Source organism: uncultured Mobiluncus sp., from assembly GCF_902488535.1.
In the GTDB taxonomy this organism is placed as follows: Bacteria; Actinomycetota; Actinomycetes; order Actinomycetales; family Actinomycetaceae; genus Mobiluncus.
On record NZ_CABTWO010000015.1, the window covers coordinates 37,234 to 56,563 of the forward strand.

Below are 19,330 nucleotides of genomic sequence, written 5' to 3' on the forward strand. Positions count from 1 at the left end.
ATTACTTACCTGCCTTTCCGACCTTGCGGCGAACATTCTCACCCAGATAGCGCACACCTTTGCCCTTGTAAGGCTCCGGCGGACGAATCTTGCGCAGATTCGAGGCGACCTCGCCAACCAGTTCCTTCGAGGTACCCTCGACGGTAACCCGGTTGCCTTCCACCTTGAACGTGATGCCCTCCGGGGGCTCCACATTGACGGGGTGCGAAAAACCGAGCTGGAACTCCAGACCAGCACCCTTTTGATTGACACGGTAACCAGTGCCCTGGATCTCCAGAACCTTGGAATATCCGTTGGTGACACCCTCAACCATGTTGGCGATGAGGGTGCGAGTCAAGCCATGTAAAGAACGGGACTCACGTTCATCATCGGGACGGCTCACGACCACGGTCGACCCGTCAACCTTGGCGGTAATCGGGGCGGCCACGGACATGGTCAAGGTACCCTTGGGACCCTTGACAGAAACGTCTTGTCCATTGATGTTTACTTCCACACCGGCGGGAATTTCCACCGGAATCTTACCGATACGCGACATGTCAGCCTCCTTTACCAGATGTAGGCGATAACTTCTCCGCCTACACCCTTGTCGGCTGCCTCGCGGTCAGTGAGCATACCGGACGAGGACGAAATAATCGCCACGCCCAGGCCGCCCAGGACCTTCGGCAGTTTGGTGGACTTTGCATACACCCGCAAACCGGGCTTGGAGACGCGTTTCACACCGGAAATCGCGCGTTCACGTTTGGCGCCGTACTTTAAGTTAAGCGTCAAAGTTTTGCCGACTCGCGCTTCCTCGACTTCGTAGTCTTTGATGTAACCCTCAGTCTGAAGAATGTTCGCGATAGCGGCCTTCATTTTCGAGTACGGCATAGATACCGACTCGTGGTACGCCGAGCTGGCGTTGCGCAGACGTGTCAGCATGTCTGCTATGGGATCAGTCATTGTCATTGGGCTTGGGCCCTTTCTGAGGCGGTTTCGTAATCGACCTGCCCCCTAATGTGTTTACCAGGAAGACTTCTTAACGCCGGGGAGTTCGCCGTTATGGGCCATCTCACGCAGGCAGATACGGCACAAGCCAAACTTGCGATACACCGAATGAGGGCGACCACAGCGCTGGCACCGGGTGTAGGCACGCACCGCAAACTTGGGTTTACGGGCAGCCTTGTTCTTCAAAGCGGTTTTTGCCATTGTTAATCCTCCTTGAACGGGAAACCGAGGTACTTCAGCAGCGCCCGGCCTTCGTCATCAGTTGCGGCGGTGGTTACGACCGTGATGTCCATGCCGCGCACGTGGTCAATATCGTCTTGGTTGATTTCGTGGAACACGGACTGCTCGGTCAAACCGAAAGTATAGTTTCCGTGACCGTCAAACTGCTTGGAGCTCAGACCACGGAAGTCGCGGATACGCGGCAGAGCCGTGGACAGCAAACGATCGAGGAACTCCCACATCCGATCGCCGCGCAGGGTGACGTGAGCCCCAATCGGGGACCCTTCACGCAACTTGAACTGAGCGATGGACTTGCGAGCCTTGTCAACCACCGGCTTCTGGCCAGTAATGGTGGACAGGTCAGAGATAGCGCCTTCCATGAGCTTGTGGTCGTGCGCGGCGGCACCCACACCCATGTTCACGACGATCTTTTCCAAACCGCCAACTTGGTTGACATTCTGGTGCTGGAATTCCTTGAGCAGCTGGCCCTTGATTTCTTCGCGGTACTTGGTCTTAAGCCGCGGGGTGTATTTTTCCTCTGCCATTACAGATCCTTCCCGGTAGCTTTGGACACGCGAATCCGGACGGTCTTTTCTTTACCATCGCGATCGACGACCTCTTCGCGCATCCCCACCCGGGTACCCGCGATCTTCTTGGTCGTGTTGCCGAGCTTGGCCTTGGCGGCCGCGGGCTCGTAGTACATCACGTTGGAAATGTGGATGGAGGCCTCTTTCGTTTCGATGCCTCCAGTCGGACCCTGATGGGTCCGCCCCGCCTTATTGTGGTGCTTCATCATCATGATGCCCTCGACCACCACGCGTTCGCGCTTCCGGTCGATTCGCAGAATCCGGCCATGCTTGCCCTTGTCGCGGCCAGTTATCACCACGACTTCGTCGCCAACCTTCAACTTTGCTGCCATCAGATCACCTCCGGGGCGAGTGAAATAATACGCATGAACTTCTTTTCACGAAGTTCACGCCCGACGGGCCCGAAAATACGGGTGCCACGCGGCTCCTCATCGTTCTTGAGGATTACAGCGGCGTTCTCGTCGAAACGAATGTAGGAACCGTCCTTGCGGCGGGTTTCCTTTTTAGTGCGGACTACGACAGCCTTGACGACCTCACCCTTTTTCACGTTGCCGCCAGGGATAGCATCCTTGACGGTCGCGACAATGGTGTCGCCGATGCCGGCGTAGCGTCGCTTCGAGCCGCCCATCACACGGATGCAAAGGATTTCCTTAGCCCCCGTGTTGTCGGCGACCTTCAGTCGCGACTCCTGCTGAATCATCTTTTCTCCTTCGTCTGGCCGGTTCTCAATAGAGCCTTGCCGAACCTATCTTGCGTTGCAAGGGCGCACAAATCCCACCTCAAACGGGCGGAATTGAAACCCCTGGCTGACACAGACACATTTGTGAGAGGTCTCAGCCAAAAGCAACCCTCCAAGTTTAGTATTTATTGGCGGGGGTGGCAAACCGCAGCCAAACCGGTATTCGTCCCGTTGCGAAAACCGCTAAGCTGAGACTGTGTTTGATGATCTCTTACAAGCTAATGCTCAATACGCCAACAATTTCCCCTACCGTGGACTTCCCGGCGCTCCCGCGCATGGGTTGCTGATTGTGACTTGTATGGATTCCCGTCTTGATCCTCTCGAGATTTTTGGGCTAAAGGTTGGACAGGCCAAGGTTCTGCGCACTCCCGGCGGATTCTTGAAGCCCGGCACGTTGGCTGGTGCCATCGCAGCGGTTCATAAACTAAATGTGGACCGAATTATGGTGCTGGAACACACCAATTGCACCATGGCTTCCACTGACGAAGCGGGACTTCGAGCCATTATTGCCAAACAAGCTGGACAACCCGTTGGAGATTTGGTCTTTGGCGCAGACCCGAACCAAGACCAACATTTGCGTGATGACGTGGAGACTCTGCGCAACCACCCCCTGATTAAAGGGTTTGCCGAAGTTGGCGGATTTATGTATGACGTAGAGACCGGACAAGTCACCCAAGTGTGTTAAATTCCAGCTCGTTTAGCTGCTGCAACTTGATAGACTGCCTGGCATCCAAGCCCAGCAGTCCGATGCCATTTCTGCATCCCAGGTTCTCTGATACTGTTCAGGGTTTGCGCTGCTCAAAATTTCCTGAAGCCCGCTGTTATTGAAGGGTAGCAAAACGAGGAATTTTCCTGATAAATTTGACTCAGGTGTTGCTGTTTATTCTTTAGGAGGAATTATGTCCAACCCTTATCAACCCCAGCAGAGCAATCCCGGTCAAGTTCCCGGATCGCAACCCGGCCAGCCCATGCCTGGCCAGCCCATGCCCGGGCAACCGATGGGGCAACCAATTCCCGGCCAACCGATGGGGCAACCCATGCCCGGCCAGTTCGCCCGCCCTTATGAGCATCCCCAAGAACAGACCCTGATGGCACTGGCTATTATCGGCATCTTCTTTTGGCCTTGCTCACCTATCGCCTGGTATATGGGCAGCAAGGCGAAAAATGAGATGGTGGCCCAGAACATGGAACCCACCTCGAAACTAAAGACTTGGACCATAGTCGCTATGGTATTTACGATTTTGGGACTAGTTGTTATCGGTATCAATATCATCATGGCGGTTGTGGGAGGACTGGCGATTCTGGGAATGGCTAGCGACACGAGCGCGGGACTTTTGCCCGTTTTGAGCGCCATCTAAATCGATCTCGGTTCCATAACGAGCCCTTTTGATGGGTCTTACCTGCGGGTGAGGCCCATCATGGTTTTTATAACGCCCCAAGTCATCGCCTTTCTGGCTCCCCTACGAAGTCTTGTCTGTGTTGAAAAGACATTGGATTCTTCACGGGGCGACAGAACATAAAATAGATGTTTGCCCGGGCTGTAAGCCCGGGCAAACATCTATTTATTGCTCATTTTCCGAAAGGCACACCGCAACGCAAAATCACATTCGCCCACGGAGTATCCTCCCCAGTTCTGACTACAAAAGCTGCTTGCGCTACCTGGCGCTTGAGCTCTTCATGGGAAATTGTGTCATGAGTCCCAGGAATCTCCGCAAACCAAGATTCCACCTCGGTGCCGATAGCCTCAGAAGCATAACAGCACGCTTCTATTTCAACTTCTGACAACAGAGCCTGAAGCACCGGTTGGAAACGAGGCAAACCGAACACCACGCTCAAATCCACTACAGGAATATGCCGAGGAATCGGCAGGCCACAGTCCGCCAACACGAAGGTGTCTGTGTGGCCTAAACACGCAATCTGAGCCAGAAGACTGCGATTCAAAATGCCCTGTTTCTTCATCTGTTTCCTTTCAAAGCTGCGACAGCCTGCCAATACGAGGATTGCGCACCAGGATATTTTACCGTTTCGGAAGCAAATCGCGTTGCCGCTAATGCACTGTCGTGGAGGGACTGACCCTCAGCTAATTTAGCTGCGAGCACTCCGGTAAACGCGTCACCCGCTCCTACCGCGTCCACAGCTTGAACAGGGATGGCATCTAGATGAGAAACGCTAACATTAACTTCCGAAGTGTGTTCCCCCAACAGCGATCCTTGCGAACCGAGAGTCAAAACCACGGAGGGCACTCCGACTTCCAGCAATGCTTTCGCGACGTCAGCATCCTCAGCATTACTGAGATTCAATCCCAAGCAGCACGCCGCCAAACGTGACTCGTACTCGTTTACTACCAAAGGATTACTGTGCAAAAGCAACCACGGGTTAACAGCTATCGCCGGTGCGAGATTCAACACAACCCGCTTGCCGGAATCCACAAATCGTTTTGCAGCCTCCAGAATGCAGTCTTGCGGAATTTCTGCCTGCATCACCAGAACGTCAGCCTGGTGCAATGCCGGATTAATCCACTCGATTCCACCGCTATTCATGGCACCGTTGGCCCCGGGAACCACAATAATGAAGTTTTCACCTTGCTGTTCGACGGTTACAACCGCCAGACCGGTGGGAATGTCAACTTGACGCACAAAGCTCAAGTCCACACCCGCTCTTTGCAGAGATTCCACCACAACCTGTGCATTGGAATCATTACCAGCCTGTCCTACCATCATCACGTGGTGCCCGGTCAGGGCGGCAGCTAGAGCTTGGTTCGCTCCCTTACCTCCGGCACTGACTCCGCCACCCCCACCCAAAAGGGTCTCTCCCGGCTGGGGATGGCGAGCCACTGTCAAATTCAGGTCAGCATTCAGAGACCCGAAAACAGCTATTGTCACTTGATGTACTCCGCAACGTTGTCTTTGGTGACAGTCTTAACTTCCACCGGAACATTGGCATCAGCCTTGCCGGTTTCCAAGAACTTAATAGCTTGATCTACGGCAATTTTACCGAGTTCTTTGGGTTGCTGAGCGATCGTTCCAAGCATGGTTCCATCCTGCACAGCCTGCAAGCCATCATTCGTGCCATCAAAGCCAAAGACGAATACGTCTTTACCCGCCTTTTCCGCTAACGCTTTCAAAGCACCCAGTGCCATCTCATCGTTATGTGCAAATATAGCCTTCACATTAGGATTAGCCTGCAGCAGATTTGATGCCACGTCCAATCCCTCAGCACGGTCAAAGTTAGCGGTTTGGGAAGCAACTACCTTGATATTCGGGAAGGCCTTGATGCCTTCCTCGAAGCCTTGACCACGGTCACGAGTCGCGGAGGCACCTGGCACCCCTTGGAGCACAATGACGTCTCCTTTCTCGCCGATGGCCTTGGCAATCTGCTCCGCAGCAAGTTTGCCGCCAAGGACGTTATCTGAGGACACAAAAGAATCCAGCTTGCCGGTAGTGACACCGCGATCAACTGCAATAACGGGAATCTTTGCACCATTCAGCGCTTCAACAGAAGGTCCCGCCGCGTCGGAATCCACCGGGTTAATAATTACCGCACTCACGCCCTTACTGATGGCGTTCTGAGCCTGGTTAGCCTGGGTGGCCGAGTCATCCTGAGCATCAGAAATCTCCAGTGTGTACCCCTTTGATTCCGCTTCGGCCTTGGCACCGTCGCTCAGATCCACAAAGAAGGGATTGCTCAGAGTGGAAACTAACAATACGAGGTTTTTCCCACCTGAGGCATTGCCGTTCTCCCCTGAGGAGGCTCCATCATTGGCGGCATCGGTGCCGCCGCAAGCGCTCAGTCCTAGAATCCCTAGAGACAGAATCGCTCCAGATGCAAATAACTTGTGAAATTTTTTCATCATGTGTTTACCTTTCTGGGTGTTGTGTTCCGGGGGGTCCCTCGAAACATGTTGTTTATTTATTGCAATTTTTGAACCCACAAGGAATGGTTCCCTTTTTCCAGGGCAAGCCCGCTCCTTATGGTTTAGTGTGCAGATTCCTTGTTCTTCAGGGCATCAATACCCACTGCGACGGCGATGACCAGACCTATAACCACCTGTTGCCAGAAGGAAGGAACATTCATGATGTTGAGTCCGTTACGAATTACCGCCAGCAGAAGAGCCCCAACCAGAGTTCCGGAAACTTTACCTGAACCGCCGGCCAGAGATGCACCCCCAATCACGACCGCCGCAATCGCATCGAGCTCGTATCCCACACCGGCTTGTGCGCCAGCGGAATTGAGTCGACCAGCCATAACCATTCCAGCCACACCCGCATATAGTCCGCACAACGCAAACACGGTCACCTGCACCTTTTTCACGGGGATACCCGAAAGCCTAGCTGCCTCGATATTGCCACCGACGGCATACATGGCACGCCCCATTGCGGTTCGGTTGAGGATTACAGCCGCCACAACACCCGAGAGAGCAAATACGATAATCGGGACAGGAATCGGACCTATACTCCCCCCTAACATGTTTACCGCAGGTGAGGTGGGAATCGGTTTTCCTTGGGAAATCACCAGGGTGAGCCCACGAGCGATGGAGAGCATCGCCAGGGTAGCAATGAAAGACGGCAAACGAAAATACGCATTGCTAATTCCGTTTACTGCCCCGCACATGATTCCAGCCAGCAATCCAACTAGCAAAGCTAGCCAGCTGGGGATACCCATAACGGTAAAGGCGTAAGCACCCACCATGGCTGACAGGGCCAGCATGGAGCCAACGGACAGGTCAATGCCAGCTGCCACGATGACGAAAGTCATTCCAAACGCAAGAATTGCGGTGACCGCTGTTTGCACACCAATTTGGGTGAAGTTGTTCACCGAAAGGAACACCGGTGACGCTAGGCTCAAAACGATAGCCAAGATTACCAAACCGACCAGAGCTCCATTGTTGGCAAGGAAGGTTTTGACATTGACCAGCCCGTTAGACGGCTTCAATTCACGCTGAGCGCTTGGTTTCGTTACTGTTTGCATATTGGCCTTCTTTTCTAAATTTGTGACAACTCTGCGACATTGGAAACCGCCAGTGTCATGATTTCGTCTTGAGTGGTTCCTCTACCCGGAAGTTCCCCGGCAACTCGACCTTCCGACATCACCAGAATCCGGTCTGACATACCTAGTACCTCAGGCAATTCACTGGAAACCATCACCACCGCGCCACCATCGGACACGATTTGATTGATAAGTTCATAGATTTCGACTTTTGCGCCTACGTCGACCCCGCGAGTCGGCTCATCGAGAAGTAACACCTTCGATCCGGCCAACACCCACCGTCCAAACACTAGCTTTTGTTGGTTTCCTCCCGAAAGCTCTTTGACTTTCTGATCAATGCTTTCCATACGGACTCGCATCCGCTGGGACACTCCTTCAGCTTGTTTACGCAACATTCTTCGTTGGGCTATCCCGAAACGAGCGCTGGGCATGAGTTTTGCATAGCCGAGGTTTTCGCCAGCCGTTGCACCCAAAACCAAGCCCTGAGCTTTGCGGTCTTCCGGAACCATGCCCAGACCCAAAGAAATCTTTTTAGCAATCTGGGAGTTTGGAACTTCCTTTCCCTGAATTTGAATCACTCCAGAGTCAAATGTGTCGGCTCCCGCGATGGCTCTCAAGACCTCGGTTCTTCCTGCACCAACCAAGCCGGCGATTCCCAATACCTCTCCAGCACGAACATTGAAACTAACATCAGAGAAATTCCCTGCTGAACTTAGGTTTTTCACCTCCAGCATTATCTTTCCGGCTTTAACCTGGCGGGAGGGGAACTGTTCATCAATAGATCGTCCCACCATGAGACGCACCAGCTCAGGTTCCGGAGTCTTCGCGTCTACCTGCGCCACGAGGTTTCCATCCCGTAGCACCGAAACAGTGTCCCCGATTTCTGCTAGTTCGTTCAGGTGGTGAGAGATGAAAATCATCCCCACCCCTTGTGCCTTTAGTGAGCGCATCAGCTCAAATAAGACCTTTATCTCTTTTGTCGTCAAAGCAGCTGTGGGCTCATCAAGTATCAGTATTTTGGACTTTACGGATAGAGCCTTGGCGATTTCGACCAACTGCTGACCTGCAATCCCCAATTCGCCCACGGGCTGTTTGAGATTGAGTTTCATGCCTACCAAATCCAAAGCCTCTTGTGCCCGGCGATAAAGTTCACGTTTATCTAACACTCCGGCCTTGGTTGGGAGTCTGCCCAGCAAAAGGTTCTCTGCCACGCTCATCTTGGGGACGAGGTTGAGTTCTTGGTGAATTACCGAAATTCCGTATGACTCCGCGTCCTTAACGTTAGCTATTGTCACCGGTTTCCCATCCAGGAATAGTTCACCCTTATCTGCACTGTATATTCCGGCAATAATTTTGATGAGGGTGGATTTACCAGCACCGTTTTCTCCCAGCAAGACATGCACTTTCCCTGGTTCTACGCGCAGAGAAATGTCTTTTAACACCTCTACTGGTCCAAAAGATTTATAGATATGCTTTAGTTCCAACGTTGTCATCTGCGCTGCTCCTTACTTTGCCCGCGCTGTGGATTTGCGAAGTATGAGGGAAGTTGGCAAGTGAAGGCTTTGCGCTTCTTCCCCTGCAATTAGTTTTTGCAACTCCTGAACAGCCAGAGAACTCATTTCTTCAATATCCTGGTTAATCGTGGTCAACGGTGGATTGAGGTGTTCCATAATTGGCAGGTCGTCATAACCGATAATCGATAACTCCTGTGGCACGTGGATTCCCTGTTTGCCGAGGTAGCTGAGAATCGGCCACAGTCGCGGCGTGTAAGCGATGATGGCCGCGCTGACATTGGCTTCCAACAGCTCTTGCATCAACGCAACTGAGTGCTGTTCACCGTCTGATTTCGGATTCACCACGGTTTCCAGCCCCAGTTCAGCACCAATCTCTAGGAAGACCCGAAGACGCTGTTGCGCAGTTGAAGTATGTTCTGGACCCAACACCATCCCAATGCGTTTGTGTCCCAATCCCTGCAGGTGAATCAGCGCATCGCGAATTCCTGGGTACGCATCTGAATCTACTGTAGGTACCTCGTAACCTTCCATCGTGCGATCAACGAACACAACAGGAACTCCCGCTCGTTGCACCTGTTTTAGAGCTGAGGAATGGCGGCTTTGAATAACAAGAATCATCCCGTCAACTCGATGTTCCAAAGCTTGATATAGGAATTGCTCCTGTTGCTCAAAGTTCTCTGAGGCGTTGCCGATAATCATGGCATATCCTGCTTCTGCCAGGCTAGTTTGCAGTCCGTGGGCAAGGAGACCAAAGTACGGGTTACGTACGTCTGAAACAAGAACTGCCACGACCCGATTTTGTTTGGAACGCAGCGAACGAGCCAGTCCATTCGGAGTGTAGTGGAGCTTTTTAATCGCCGCGTAAACTTGCCTTTTAGCCTTTTCAGAAGCCGATTTTCCCGAAAGTACGCGCGAAACGGTAGCCACCGAAACCCCGGATTCCTCGGCTACGTCTTTAATGGTCACGTTAGCGCGCATTGACTCTCCACTCCATTGTGTAAACGATTACATGTAATCGTTTACACAATGTTGCCACACATAGAGAGCTGTGTCAAGAAAAACCAATAGGAAAATTTTTCCTGAAGAAACTCCCTGTTCAGAGAAGTTTGGCAGGGAAAATTCTGGGGTTAGACCAGGAAGAACGCTTCGGTAATACCCTCTAAATCTCCTGTTGACCAAGAATGGGCATCAGCAATCCGTTTGGCAAACCTATATACCCGCTTCTATAACCCGCAAAGCCGCGTGCAGCACTTCGGGAGTGGTCGCCAGGTTCAAACGGAAAGAGTTTTCAAAGCCCTTGCCCAAGTCCGCGCCATCGTTGACGATTAGGCCGCAATCCCGCAGGGTCTGGGCGGGGCAAGCTCCGAGGATTCCATCAGTTTCCCACCATGACAAATAGGTCGCCTCGGGCAGGAACACCCGGAAGTGCTCACCGTGATTGGCCAACCAGCCATGAACAGTTTCCCGATTTTCGACAATCTGCGCTTTGACTTCCCCCAACCATTCGCGGCTATCGCGAAAAGCACTGATGGATGCCAGCATCCCCCATGGGGTCGCCCCGGAGGCAAAAACTTGCAGCGGGGTGCGCAAACGTTGCCGCAGCGATTCGTCGGGAATGATCCACTGTGCACAGTGCAAACCAGGGATGTTCCACCCTTTTGAGGCAGCTGACGCAGTCACGGTCCGGGAAGCTGCCAGCTCTGAAAATTGAGCGAAGGGGTGGAGCTGTCCGTCCAAGACTAGCGGGGAGTGAATCTCATCCGAGAACACTAAGACGTCTGGGTAATCAGCCAAAATAGCGCACAATCCAGCCATCTCAGCGGGGCTCACGCACTTGCCCACGGGGTTCCAAGGATTGCACAGCACCAGCAGTCCCCCAGCCTGCGCCGAGCGGAAAACCTGCGAGATCCCCTCCAAGTTCAGCTGATACTGGCCAGTTTGCGCATCATAGTTGGACACGACCTGCACGACTTCGTGTCCCTGGTCTTGGGGCATCGTCAAAAATGGCATATAGGCAGGTGTCGGCACCACCACCGGAGCCTGCGGAGGAAGAATACTCATCACAGACTGCAGCACCGACAGTACATCGGAGGCCACGCCAACCGCATCAGGCTCGATTTGCCAGCCGAATTCAGCCGCATAAAATTCTCGCATTGCCTGGCCAACCTGCTGGGATAGACCTACGGGAGGGTAGCCGGTGATGGCGTCATCGAGGGCGGACTGCAGGGCATCCCTCACGGCTGGAGCAATCCCAAAGTCCATTTCCGCGACCCACATACCCAGGGCTCCGGGGTGGATACTCCACTTCAGGGATCGAGATTTTTTCAAGTCAGACAAAGACGGTAACGCAATCACCCCTATATTCTAGGGGGAAATGAGCGCCAAAATGAGGTCAAGCGCCGCACTTTCAACAGTCGGCCCCAGCGGCGCTGAAATAAGGACGCAGCCCAGACACATAATGTATCCGGGCCGCGTCCTATATCCAGATTGAAAGGTCTAAGAGACCTCAACCGAGTTTTAGTTGTGGAGAATTACTTGGCCTTTTCGGCAATCTCCACCAGGCGCCAGTGCTTAGTCTTGGACAGCGGGCGCGTTTCCATGATGACGACCAAGTCGCCGATACCGGCGAGGTTTTGCTCATCATGAACCGTAACCTTCTTGGTTTTGCGCATGACCTTTCCGTAAAGCGGGTGCTTCACGCGGTCTTCGAGCTGAACCACGATGGTTTTTTCCATGCGATCGGACACCACGTAGCCGCGGCGCACCTTACGGTGATTGCGTTCGGTCGTTTCGGTAGTCATTGTTTCGTCTGCCATTGATTACTCCTTAACGCTGGGCTCGGTACGAATGCCGAGTTCCCGCTCACGGTAAATGGTGTAGATACGGGCGACATCGCGGCGAACCGCCTTAATGCGGCCGTGGTCTTCGAGCTGACCGGTAGCTTGGGCGAAACGCAGGTTGAAAAGCTCCTGCTTCGCGTCCTTCAGCTTCATCGCGAGCTGCTCGTTGTCCATGGCATCCAAATCGTTAGGAGCCAGTCCTTTGGAACCTATCATGTTCATTCACCACCCTCTCGGGAAATAAAACGGGTCTTGATGGGCAGTTTGTGCTGGGCGCGAGACAGCGCTTCGCGGGCCAGTTCTTCGCTGACACCAGCGATTTCGAACAGCACACGGCCAGGCTTGACCGGAGCCACCCACCATTCGGGGGAACCTTTACCAGAACCCATACGAGTTTCCGCGGGCTTCTTGGTCAGCGGACGATCCGGGAAGATGTTAATCCAGATCTTGCCACCACGCTTGACGTGACGAGTCACGGCAATACGAGCCGCTTCAATCTGACGGTTAGTCAGGTAAGCGCCCTCCAGGGCTTGGATACCGTAATCGCCGAAAGCGATTTCGGTGCCGCCCTTAGCGTAGCCACGCCGGCCCGGACGGTGCTGGCGACGCCACTTAGTACGACGAGGAATCAGCATTGCTTATGCCTCCGTTTCTGTGGTTGCCCCGGCGGCGACGGTCGCGGCTTCGGGGGGTTCGTTTACGTTTTCGTTGGCCGCGTTGTCAGCAGGACGGTCGGCACGAGGACGGCGGGTCCCCGCGTGACGGTCGTTGCGGCGACCCGTGCGGCCGGCCTGTTCAGCCTGCATCCGGTTCCAATCCCGTTCGGTCATGTCACCCTTGTAAATCCAGACCTTTACACCGATACGACCAAAAGTGGTCCGCGCTTCGTAGAAGCCGTAGTCGATGTTGGCACGCAAGGTGTGCAACGGCACGCGGCCTTCCCGGTAGAACTCAGAGCGGGACATTTCAGCACCGCCCAAACGACCGGAGCACTGCACACGGATACCTTTGGCACCCGCACGCTGTGCGGACTGCATTCCTTTACGCATGGCGCGACGGAAAGACACGCGGGCGCTGAGCTGTTCAGCAATGGACTGAGCGACCAGCTGCGCATCCAAATCGGGGTTCTTAACCTCGCGGATGTTCAACTGCACCTGCTTGCCGGTCAGCTTCTCCAGCTGGGCGCGCAAACGATCCGCTTCCGCGCCGCGGCGTCCGATGACGATACCGGGACGAGCCGTGTACAGGTCAACAGACACACGATCGCGAGTCCGTTCGATTTCGACCTTGGAAATACCGGCACGTTCCAGCTTGTCCTGCATGAGACGACGAATCTCGACGTCTTCCTTCACGAAGTCGCGGTAACGCTGGCCGGACTTCGTAGAGTCAGCAAACCAACGGGAACGGTGTTCCGCGGTTATGCCCAGACGGAAACCAGTGGGATGTACTTTCTGACCCATTATTTACTCCGCTCCCTTCTCAGTGCTTTTCGCGGCAGGCTTTTTTGCCGCCGTGCTCTTCGTAGCTGTGGACTTCTTGGCCGCGCTCGACTTCGCAGTCGTGGACTTCGCGGTCGTAGCCTTGGTTCCTGCGGACTTAGTCGTGGTCGACTTAGTGGTCGAGGACTTCGCAGCCGTGGACTTGGTGGCCGTGGTCTTGCTCGTCGCGGACTTCGTTGCGGCCGGCTTCTTGGCAGGAGCCTTCTTGGCCGCAGTCGTGGACTTCGGAGCCGACTCTTCCTGAGCCTCTACCGGCTTAGCTGCCTTCTTAGTGACAGCGGCCGCAGCAGCCTTCTTTGCGGCGGAAGCCGAAATCCGATCAGCTTCCGGACGGCGCTGAGACGGCAAGTACGGAGCAGCAAGTTCCTTCTTGTCTTCCGCGTCCCCCACCACAATGGTCAGGTGAGAAGTACGCTTCAAGATACGCGCCCCACGCCCTTGTGCCCGAGCCCGGAAACGCTTCATCGTGGGTCCGTCATTGACGTAAGCCTCAACGATGTACATCTCATCGGAATCAAAAGACGTACCGGCGTTGCGAGCCGCCTGTTCGGCGTTAGCCAGGGCGGAAACCAAAGTCTTGCGAATCGGCAAGGCCGGCTTTTGCGGAGCAAACTTCAGCACGTCAAGCGCCTTGTTCGCTTCCATTCCGCGCACCTCATTCATGATGCGGCGAGCCTTTTGCGGCGTCACGCGCACATAGCGGGTATGAGCAGTAGCTTTCATGTTCTATCCCTCCCCCGCTTTTAGCGGCGACCTTTCTTGTCTTCCTTGTCGTGACCACGGAAAGTACGAGTCGGAGCGAATTCGCCCAGCTTGTGACCGACCATGGATTCGGTGATAAACACCGGCACGTGCTTGCGACCGTCGTGCACCGCGATGGTGTGACCCAGGAAATCCGGGGTAATCATCGAACGGCGCGACCAGGTCTTAATGACGTTCTTTGTGTTGGCCTCGTTTTGCGCGTCCACCTTCTTTTGCAGGTGAGCATCAACAAAGGGGCCTTTCTTCAAACTGCGTGGCATAAACAAACTCCCCTATCAGCGATTCTTGCCAGTCTTACGGCGACGGACAATGTACTGATTCGACGCCTTCTTCTTGCTACGAGTACGACCCTCGGGCTTGCCCCAGGGGCTCACCGGGTGACGGCCACCGGAAGTACGGCCTTCGCCACCACCGTGCGGGTGGTCAACCGGGTTCATAACCACACCACGGACCTTCGGACGGCGTCCCAACCAACGGGAGCGACCGGCCTTGCCCAAGTCGATGTTGGAATGATCGGAGTTGCCGACTTCGCCAATGGTGGCGCGGCAACGAGCATCCACGTTACGGATTTCGCCAGACGGCATCCGCAGCTGGGCATAACGCCCCTCTTTGGCGACCAGCTGGACAGAAACCCCAGCGGAGCGGGCAATCTTGGCCCCGCCGCCCGGACGCATCTCTACCGCGTGAATCGTGGTACCCAACGGAATGTTCTTCAGCGGCAAGTTGTTGCCGGGCTTGATGTCCGCGGTGGGACCCTGTTCGATGGAGTCGCCCTGCTTCAGCTTGGACGGAGCCAAGATGTAGCGCTTCTCGCCATCGGCGTAGTGCAGCAAAGCGATGCGCGCCGAACGGTTCGGATCATATTCAATATGAGCCACCTTGGCGGGAATACCATCCTTGTCGTGACGACGGAAGTCAATCAAGCGGTACTGGCGCTTATGGCCACCACCGCGACGACGAGAGGTAATCCGACCTTTGTTGTTGCGCCCACCGGTCTTGTGCAGCGGACGAACCAGGGACTTTTCCGGGTGGTCACGCGTGATTTCCGCGAAATCCGCCACGGAAGAACCACGACGGCCCGGAGTTGTTGGCTTGTACTTACGAATTCCCATGAGTTATCCCCCTTAGGCCTGCATCCCAAAGACGTCAATCGAGCCCTCTTTGAGGGTGACGATGGCGCGCTTGGTGTCGTTACGCTTGCCCCAGCCGGTACGGGTGCGCACGCGCTTGCCCTCACGGTTCTGGGTGTTGACGGAAGCAACCTTTACCTTAAAGATTTCTTCGATAGCCGACTTGATTTCGACCTTGTTCGCGTCGGGAGCCACCACGAAGGTGTACTGACCGTGGTCAATCAAGTTGTAGGCTTTTTCACTGACGACGGGTTTAATAATCACGTCGTGCGGGTTCTTAGTCTTTTCCAGGCTCACTTGTTTTCTCCTTTCCCAAGGAAGGAGTCCAACGCCGTAGCCGAGAACACCACATCGTCGTTAGCCAACACATCGTAGGTGTTCAGCTCACCGACGTACAGAGCGTGGTGCTCGCTGAGGTTGTTCACGCTCAACGCCACGACGTCATCAACTTCCGGGGTCAACACAATCAGGGCGCGACGATCATCGACAACACCCTGCAAAGCTGCCTTCGCGGCCTTGGTGGACGGGGCTTCCTTGACGCCGAAGTCGCTCAACACGTGGATACGCCCAGCGCGAGCCCGATCAGACAAGGCCTGGCGCAAAGCGGCTGCTTTCATCTTTTTCGGGGTGTTCTGGGAGTAGTCACGAGGCTGCGGACCGTGTACGGTACCGCCGCCAGCGAACTGCGGGGCGCGAATCGAACCCTGACGAGCCCGGCCAGTGCCCTTTTGACGCCACGGCTTCTTGCCGCCGCCGGCGACTTCACCACGAGTCTTGGTGGAGTGGGTCCCCTGACGAGCCGCCGCCAACTGGGCGTTTACGACCTGGTGTACCAAGGGATTGTTAAAGTCGAGGTCGAAAACCTCTCCGGGCAGCTCTACGGTGCCGGTTTTCTTGCCGACGCCATCAAAAATGTCTACGCTGCGGTTTTCAGTCATTGTTAGGCTCCCTTCACAGCAGAGCGGATCATGACGATGCCGCCTTTGGGGCCGGGAATCGCGCCGGTCAAAACGACCAGACCCTTTTCCGCGTCCACAGCCTGAACCTTCAAGTTCATGATGGTGCGACGGTTACCGCCCATGCGGCCGGCCATATTCAAGCCTTTGAACACGCGGCCCGGGGTGGCGCAAGCGCCGATAGAGCCGGGCTTGCGGTGGTTGCGGTGTGCACCGTGAGAAGAGGACACGCCCTGGAAACCGTGACGCTTCATCACCCCGGCAAAGCCTTTGCCTTTGGTGTTTCCGGAAACGTCAACTAGGACTCCCGCGTCAAAAACATCCGCGCCCAGTTCCTGACCGAGCTCGTAGGAGCTGGCGTCGTTGGTGCGAATTTCCGCGAGGTGACGGCGCGGCTCAACCCCGGCCTTGGCGAAGTGACCCGCCATCGGCTTGGTGACCTTGCGCTCGTCCATCTTGCCGAAGCCCAGCTGGACAGCGTCGTAGCCGTCAGTTTCATTAGTACGAATCTGGGTGACGACGTTCTTTTCGACCTGGACCACCGTCACGGGAATCAACTTGCCGTCTTCATCCCAGACCTGGGTCATGCCGAGCTTGCGCCCCAGTAATGCCTTTGCAGAGGCCATGGTGTCGTTAGTCATCGTGGTCCTCCTTACAGCTTAATCTCAATATTCACGTCTGCCGGCAGTTCGAGACGCATCAGCGAATCAACTGCGGAAGGCGTGGGGTCAATAATGTCAATCAGACGCTTGTGGGTGCGAACTTCAAATTGCTCCCGGCTGTCCTTATACTTGTGCGGCGACCGAATCACGACGTAAACGTTCTTTTCGGTCGGCAGGGGCACAGGTCCGACTACGGTAGCGCCAGCACTGGTTACCGTCTCGACGATTTTCTTCGCCGAGGAGTCAATGACCTCATGGTCATAAGACTTCAGCCGAATGCGGATTTTTTGTCCCGCCATGGGCTAACCTCTCTCTAACTGGTTCTTCACCGGTACACGCTTTCGGGTGTGTCGCATTTGTAAACGCAACACAAGCGAAATCTCGCACCGTTGGATTTCCATTCCACCTGACTTTTGCCAGGCAAGTGCGCACTGGGAGGCGTGAACCCGCCTCAAGATGCGCCGAGGAACTAGCTTACACTTATTGGTTCTCCCGTAGCAAATTCTCAAGCCTCGGAAACTGACGGACGCAGCCAAATCGTGGCACCCGGATTCCAGCCCATCAGTAAGCAAGGAATTCCATCGATTTGGTCTTGCAATCGGTAGGCAGCGTCAAAATAACCTCTAATCGACAATTTGATAGCATCATACGTATTACGCGCCGAATCTAAGTCAGCAGTAATCCATCTCTGGGGCGCACCATTAATATCATTCAAGGGGAACGGTGCTGATTTTACGAAAGGAAAATGTTTGCACAACAAAACCCAATCACTATAAGAATTAATTTCCAATAGTTTAATAGAGTTACTTTTATCGCGTGCCGTATTCGCTCTCTCCCATCCCGGAGTGACAATTAGGTATTCATCAGTCAGTATAGGCAGCCAGAGCTGCGAATTTACGTCGTACTTCCCTGGCAGAGTTACCCGATACGGAGGCTTTGCGTCAAAACTCCACCAGCCGGAATCTGCAGTATCAAAACCGTCATCATCAACAGCTTCCACATTGTAGGCAATTTCTGGCTGCTCATGCTCCCCGGTAAGTAAACGTTGCACGCGCTTGCCTAGCCGAGAAAATATTTCCCTATTGAGAGCTGAAAATGGCTGAGGAGACAAAGGAAGTTTATAAATCTTTTTCCATCCCCCCCAGGGGTATAAATCAAGAAAATCTTGGAGGAAAAAAATACCTCGATCATCAGAGATCGTTTCTATCTTGGTCAATGACCGAGAAATATACTCAAGTAAAGAACTGTCTGCCTCGGCGAAACGTTGATAAAAATCGTCGTCCGCTAGATACCCCACCATTTCGATTTCTGAAAACAGCACCCACAGCAGAGAAAGCGTCAGGCATGTCGCGTCAGACTTCGTTTCGCAAGATTGACTGTTCAGCTGCACTTAAGACCTTCCACCGTTGTGGAGCTATACAACGTATGCTTACATCCAAATTTATCAACAATATAATGACTATTGATTGCCCTCCAATCGTGTTTAGTCTGATCAACACACTTCCGAGCGATTCCTTTATTAGTAAAATCCTTCACATTAAGTCTGTAACCGCTATAGGCTGTTGGGTTCCCCCATCCATACCATTCTTTACGAAATATAACAGTGTCCATTTGAATATACTTTGCAACATTATCGCAATGCGTCTCTGGCTTGTTTCCAATGTAATTTTTTTGCATAGATATGCGTAGGTGTATGTTTTGAGTTGAAGCCGTGCATATTCCCTAAGTCGAACGCAATTGTCCATACGCATCCGATTGAAAACTTATAGCATCCCCGTTCGCAGGAAGCAATTCAGCTAATTCCAGTTGTTCTTGCTTTGACATAGAACTTACTGGACGATTTTCTACAAGAGCTAAACGCAGTTCATTACTTAGCATTTGAACATCTACAGTATTTTTATTTGCACCCACACCGCCGTAGGCAACTGCAACGTTCCCAGCCTGTAGCATACAGATACTAAATACAGTTAAGAATACAATTTTCTTGAACATTCTCTACCTCTTTCAAGCAGATACGGTCGGAACCGCTACGCCATTTTAGTCCAATACGTACCATGTTCGTACTGCATTTGGTGTACCTTCTTAGTGACACCACGTGTACCTAAATACCATCGTTGACTCTATGTATCGGCGTACCTTATGTATTTTGAGCGCGAGGGCGGTGTGGTGCCTCACATAGTTTGAGCGCGAAAATATATTGTTGGTATGAATGATGGAGTGGTTTCTATGGGTGCGCGTGTTGAGGTCACGAAGCGGTTACGCCGGGCGTATCGCGGGGCTTCGAAAAAGGAAAAAGGCATGGTGTTAGATAGTTTTTGTGAGTCTACGGGATTGTCCAGAGCTACCGCGAGGAGGTATCTGACCAGTGATGTCACTGGGAATCCTGGCGTGGTCAGGATTGATTACCGTAAGGCCAGGGCCACAAAGTATTCCACGGTGGCGAAGAGAACAC

The 19,330-nt window shown here is 53.8% G+C and carries 28 protein-coding genes and 1 pseudogene; 3 read left to right on the plus strand and 26 right to left on the minus strand.

Going from position 1 to position 19,330, the window contains the following annotated elements:
- Position 1 precedes the first annotated feature (1 nt).
- The 6 genes from rplF to rplN are packed head-to-tail and all read right to left on the minus strand — an operon-like array spanning position 2 to position 2,490.
- Positions 2-535 carry a 50S ribosomal protein L6 gene (gene rplF / locus RDL66_RS06485; protein ID WP_308536002.1) on the minus strand — a complete coding sequence of 178 codons (534 nt, stop codon included), beginning with the start codon at positions 533-535 and terminating at the stop codon, positions 2-4.
- An 11-nt stretch (positions 536-546) separates the two neighbouring features.
- A complete protein-coding gene (rpsH, locus tag RDL66_RS06490; RefSeq protein WP_004008328.1) occupies positions 547-945 on the minus strand; it encodes a 30S ribosomal protein S8 in 399 nt (132 codons plus the stop codon).
- Between the two features lie 54 nt (positions 946-999).
- On the minus strand, positions 1,000-1,185 hold the full coding sequence (locus RDL66_RS06495; RefSeq protein WP_004008329.1) for a type Z 30S ribosomal protein S14: 186 nt from the start codon (positions 1,183-1,185) through the stop codon (positions 1,000-1,002).
- Between the two features lie 2 nt (positions 1,186-1,187).
- Positions 1,188-1,748, minus strand: coding sequence for a 50S ribosomal protein L5 (gene rplE, locus RDL66_RS06500; protein WP_308536006.1), 561 nt, complete (start codon positions 1,746-1,748; stop codon positions 1,188-1,190).
- Positions 1,748-2,122, minus strand: a complete 375-nt coding sequence (gene rplX / locus RDL66_RS06505; RefSeq protein WP_308536007.1) for a 50S ribosomal protein L24 — start codon at positions 2,120-2,122, stop codon at positions 1,748-1,750. Before rplX ends, rplE begins: the two co-directional genes overlap by 1 nt.
- Complete coding sequence (gene rplN, locus RDL66_RS06510) at positions 2,122-2,490, minus strand: 50S ribosomal protein L14 (RefSeq protein ID WP_004008332.1); 369 nt, start codon at positions 2,488-2,490, stop codon at positions 2,122-2,124. Before rplN ends, rplX begins: the two co-directional genes overlap by 1 nt.
- Before the next feature lie 235 nt (positions 2,491-2,725).
- On the opposite strand from rplN, the gene RDL66_RS06515 reads away from it, so the two are divergent.
- Together RDL66_RS06515 and RDL66_RS06520 are read left to right on the plus strand one after the other, a co-directional pair.
- A complete protein-coding gene (locus RDL66_RS06515) occupies positions 2,726-3,214 on the plus strand; it encodes a carbonic anhydrase (RefSeq protein ID WP_308536009.1) in 489 nt (162 codons plus the stop codon).
- A 214-nt stretch (positions 3,215-3,428) separates the two neighbouring features.
- Positions 3,429-3,887, plus strand: a complete 459-nt coding sequence (locus RDL66_RS06520; RefSeq protein ID WP_308536011.1) for a hypothetical protein — start codon at positions 3,429-3,431, stop codon at positions 3,885-3,887.
- 211 nt (positions 3,888-4,098) lie between these two features.
- Here RDL66_RS06520 and rbsD read toward each other — a convergent pair whose 3' ends face one another.
- The 20 genes from rbsD to RDL66_RS06620 all read right to left on the minus strand — a co-directional run bounded on the left by rbsD (position 4,099) and on the right by RDL66_RS06620 (position 18,870).
- A complete protein-coding gene (gene rbsD / locus RDL66_RS06525; RefSeq protein ID WP_308536012.1) occupies positions 4,099-4,488 on the minus strand; it encodes a D-ribose pyranase in 390 nt (129 codons plus the stop codon).
- Positions 4,485-5,411, minus strand: a complete 927-nt coding sequence (locus RDL66_RS06530) for a ribokinase (protein WP_308536013.1) — start codon at positions 5,409-5,411, stop codon at positions 4,485-4,487. Before RDL66_RS06530 ends, rbsD begins: the two co-directional genes overlap by 4 nt.
- Positions 5,408-6,382 carry a D-ribose ABC transporter substrate-binding protein gene (locus RDL66_RS06535; RefSeq protein ID WP_308536014.1) on the minus strand — a complete coding sequence of 325 codons (975 nt, stop codon included), beginning with the start codon at positions 6,380-6,382 and terminating at the stop codon, positions 5,408-5,410. Before RDL66_RS06535 ends, RDL66_RS06530 begins: the two co-directional genes overlap by 4 nt.
- Before the next feature lie 122 nt (positions 6,383-6,504).
- Complete coding sequence (locus RDL66_RS06540; RefSeq protein ID WP_308536015.1) at positions 6,505-7,497, minus strand: ABC transporter permease; 993 nt, start codon at positions 7,495-7,497, stop codon at positions 6,505-6,507.
- 14 nt (positions 7,498-7,511) lie between these two features.
- Positions 7,512-9,008 carry a sugar ABC transporter ATP-binding protein gene (locus tag RDL66_RS06545; protein ID WP_308536017.1) on the minus strand — a complete coding sequence of 499 codons (1,497 nt, stop codon included), beginning with the start codon at positions 9,006-9,008 and terminating at the stop codon, positions 7,512-7,514.
- A 12-nt stretch (positions 9,009-9,020) separates the two neighbouring features.
- Entirely contained in the window at positions 9,021-10,007 is a 987-nt protein-coding gene (locus RDL66_RS06550; RefSeq protein WP_308536018.1) for a LacI family DNA-binding transcriptional regulator, read from the minus strand.
- Between the two features lie 231 nt (positions 10,008-10,238).
- Positions 10,239-11,384 (minus strand): aminotransferase class I/II-fold pyridoxal phosphate-dependent enzyme, encoded by a 1,146-nt coding sequence (locus tag RDL66_RS06555; protein ID WP_308536019.1) that lies wholly within the window; start codon positions 11,382-11,384, stop codon positions 10,239-10,241.
- A gap of 176 nt (positions 11,385-11,560) precedes the next feature.
- Complete coding sequence (gene rpsQ / locus RDL66_RS06560) at positions 11,561-11,845, minus strand: 30S ribosomal protein S17 (protein ID WP_004008341.1); 285 nt, start codon at positions 11,843-11,845, stop codon at positions 11,561-11,563.
- Positions 11,846-11,848: 3 nt separating this feature from the next.
- Positions 11,849-12,091 carry a 50S ribosomal protein L29 gene (gene rpmC, locus RDL66_RS06565; protein WP_004008342.1) on the minus strand — a complete coding sequence of 81 codons (243 nt, stop codon included), beginning with the start codon at positions 12,089-12,091 and terminating at the stop codon, positions 11,849-11,851.
- Complete coding sequence (rplP, locus tag RDL66_RS06570; RefSeq protein ID WP_282922097.1) at positions 12,088-12,504, minus strand: 50S ribosomal protein L16; 417 nt, start codon at positions 12,502-12,504, stop codon at positions 12,088-12,090. Before rplP ends, rpmC begins: the two co-directional genes overlap by 4 nt.
- 3 nt (positions 12,505-12,507) lie before the next feature.
- The gene (gene rpsC / locus RDL66_RS06575; RefSeq protein WP_308536023.1) at positions 12,508-13,329 is read right to left on the minus strand and encodes a 30S ribosomal protein S3; all 822 of its coding nucleotides are present in this window, start codon (positions 13,327-13,329) and stop codon (positions 12,508-12,510) included.
- Between the two features lie 3 nt (positions 13,330-13,332).
- The gene (gene rplV / locus RDL66_RS06580; RefSeq protein WP_308536025.1) at positions 13,333-14,091 is read right to left on the minus strand and encodes a 50S ribosomal protein L22; all 759 of its coding nucleotides are present in this window, start codon (positions 14,089-14,091) and stop codon (positions 13,333-13,335) included.
- Positions 14,092-14,111: 20 nt separating this feature from the next.
- Positions 14,112-14,390: a 30S ribosomal protein S19 gene (gene rpsS / locus RDL66_RS06585; protein ID WP_282922100.1), complete on the minus strand. Its 279-nt coding sequence runs from the start codon at positions 14,388-14,390 to the stop codon at positions 14,112-14,114.
- Between the two features lie 15 nt (positions 14,391-14,405).
- Entirely contained in the window at positions 14,406-15,242 is an 837-nt protein-coding gene (gene rplB, locus RDL66_RS06590) for a 50S ribosomal protein L2 (protein ID WP_297722180.1), read from the minus strand.
- A 12-nt stretch (positions 15,243-15,254) separates the two neighbouring features.
- Complete coding sequence (gene rplW, locus RDL66_RS06595; RefSeq protein ID WP_282922102.1) at positions 15,255-15,557, minus strand: 50S ribosomal protein L23; 303 nt, start codon at positions 15,555-15,557, stop codon at positions 15,255-15,257.
- Positions 15,554-16,198 (minus strand): 50S ribosomal protein L4, encoded by a 645-nt coding sequence (gene rplD / locus RDL66_RS06600; RefSeq protein WP_308536028.1) that lies wholly within the window; start codon positions 16,196-16,198, stop codon positions 15,554-15,556. Before rplD ends, rplW begins: the two co-directional genes overlap by 4 nt.
- Positions 16,199-16,200: 2 nt before the next feature.
- Positions 16,201-16,857, minus strand: a complete 657-nt coding sequence (rplC, locus tag RDL66_RS06605) for a 50S ribosomal protein L3 (RefSeq protein WP_308536030.1) — start codon at positions 16,855-16,857, stop codon at positions 16,201-16,203.
- Positions 16,858-16,868: 11 nt separating this feature from the next.
- The gene (gene rpsJ / locus RDL66_RS06610) at positions 16,869-17,177 is read right to left on the minus strand and encodes a 30S ribosomal protein S10 (protein WP_004008351.1); all 309 of its coding nucleotides are present in this window, start codon (positions 17,175-17,177) and stop codon (positions 16,869-16,871) included.
- 206 nt (positions 17,178-17,383) lie between these two features.
- Complete coding sequence (locus RDL66_RS06615; RefSeq protein WP_308536032.1) at positions 17,384-18,268, minus strand: hypothetical protein; 885 nt, start codon at positions 18,266-18,268, stop codon at positions 17,384-17,386.
- Between the two features lie 332 nt (positions 18,269-18,600).
- Positions 18,601-18,870: a hypothetical protein gene (locus RDL66_RS06620; protein ID WP_308536033.1), complete on the minus strand. Its 270-nt coding sequence runs from the start codon at positions 18,868-18,870 to the stop codon at positions 18,601-18,603.
- Positions 18,871-19,083: 213 nt separating this feature from the next.
- On the opposite strand from RDL66_RS06620, the pseudogene RDL66_RS06625 reads away from it, so the two are divergent.
- Positions 19,084-19,330: pseudogene (locus tag RDL66_RS06625) on the plus strand (hypothetical protein); the annotation flags it as partial.

Bases quoted from the DNA above. Each gene is read 5' to 3' on its own strand.
- rplX (WP_308536007.1), bottom strand. From the start codon at position 2,122: ATGGCAGCAAAGTTGAAGGTTGGCGACGAAGTCGTGGTGATAACTGGC.
- rplV (WP_308536025.1), bottom strand. From the start codon at position 14,091: ATGAAAGCTACTGCTCATACCCGCTATGTGCGCGTGACGCCGCAAAAG.
- rpmC (WP_004008342.1), bottom strand. From the start codon at position 12,091: ATGAACATGATAGGTTCCAAAGGACTGGCTCCTAACGATTTGGATGCC.
- rplC (WP_308536030.1), bottom strand. From the start codon at position 16,857: ATGACTAACGACACCATGGCCTCTGCAAAGGCATTACTGGGGCGCAAG.
- RDL66_RS06545 (WP_308536017.1), bottom strand. From the start codon at position 9,008: ATGACAACGTTGGAACTAAAGCATATCTATAAATCTTTTGGACCAGTA.
- rpsJ (WP_004008351.1), bottom strand. From the start codon at position 17,177: ATGGCGGGACAAAAAATCCGCATTCGGCTGAAGTCTTATGACCATGAG.
- RDL66_RS06620 (WP_308536033.1), bottom strand. From the start codon at position 18,870: ATGTTCAAGAAAATTGTATTCTTAACTGTATTTAGTATCTGTATGCTA.
- rpsQ (WP_004008341.1), bottom strand. From the start codon at position 11,845: ATGGCAGACGAAACAATGACTACCGAAACGACCGAACGCAATCACCGT.
- rplP (WP_282922097.1), bottom strand. From the start codon at position 12,504: ATGCTGATTCCTCGTCGTACTAAGTGGCGTCGCCAGCACCGTCCGGGC.
- rpsC (WP_308536023.1), bottom strand. From the start codon at position 13,329: ATGGGTCAGAAAGTACATCCCACTGGTTTCCGTCTGGGCATAACCGCG.
- RDL66_RS06535 (WP_308536014.1), bottom strand. From the start codon at position 6,382: ATGATGAAAAAATTTCACAAGTTATTTGCATCTGGAGCGATTCTGTCT.
- RDL66_RS06550 (WP_308536018.1), bottom strand. From the start codon at position 10,007: ATGCGCGCTAACGTGACCATTAAAGACGTAGCCGAGGAATCCGGGGTT.
- rplD (WP_308536028.1), bottom strand. From the start codon at position 16,198: ATGACTGAAAACCGCAGCGTAGACATTTTTGATGGCGTCGGCAAGAAA.
- RDL66_RS06540 (WP_308536015.1), bottom strand. From the start codon at position 7,497: ATGCAAACAGTAACGAAACCAAGCGCTCAGCGTGAATTGAAGCCGTCT.
- rplE (WP_308536006.1), bottom strand. From the start codon at position 1,748: ATGGCAGAGGAAAAATACACCCCGCGGCTTAAGACCAAGTACCGCGAA.
- RDL66_RS06520 (WP_308536011.1), top strand. From the start codon at position 3,429: ATGTCCAACCCTTATCAACCCCAGCAGAGCAATCCCGGTCAAGTTCCC.
- RDL66_RS06495 (WP_004008329.1), bottom strand. From the start codon at position 1,185: ATGGCAAAAACCGCTTTGAAGAACAAGGCTGCCCGTAAACCCAAGTTT.
- rplN (WP_004008332.1), bottom strand. From the start codon at position 2,490: ATGATTCAGCAGGAGTCGCGACTGAAGGTCGCCGACAACACGGGGGCT.
- rpsS (WP_282922100.1), bottom strand. From the start codon at position 14,390: ATGCCACGCAGTTTGAAGAAAGGCCCCTTTGTTGATGCTCACCTGCAA.
- rpsH (WP_004008328.1), bottom strand. From the start codon at position 945: ATGACAATGACTGATCCCATAGCAGACATGCTGACACGTCTGCGCAAC.
- rplF (WP_308536002.1), bottom strand. From the start codon at position 535: ATGTCGCGTATCGGTAAGATTCCGGTGGAAATTCCCGCCGGTGTGGAA.
- rplB (WP_297722180.1), bottom strand. From the start codon at position 15,242: ATGGGAATTCGTAAGTACAAGCCAACAACTCCGGGCCGTCGTGGTTCT.
- rbsD (WP_308536012.1), bottom strand. From the start codon at position 4,488: ATGAAGAAACAGGGCATTTTGAATCGCAGTCTTCTGGCTCAGATTGCG.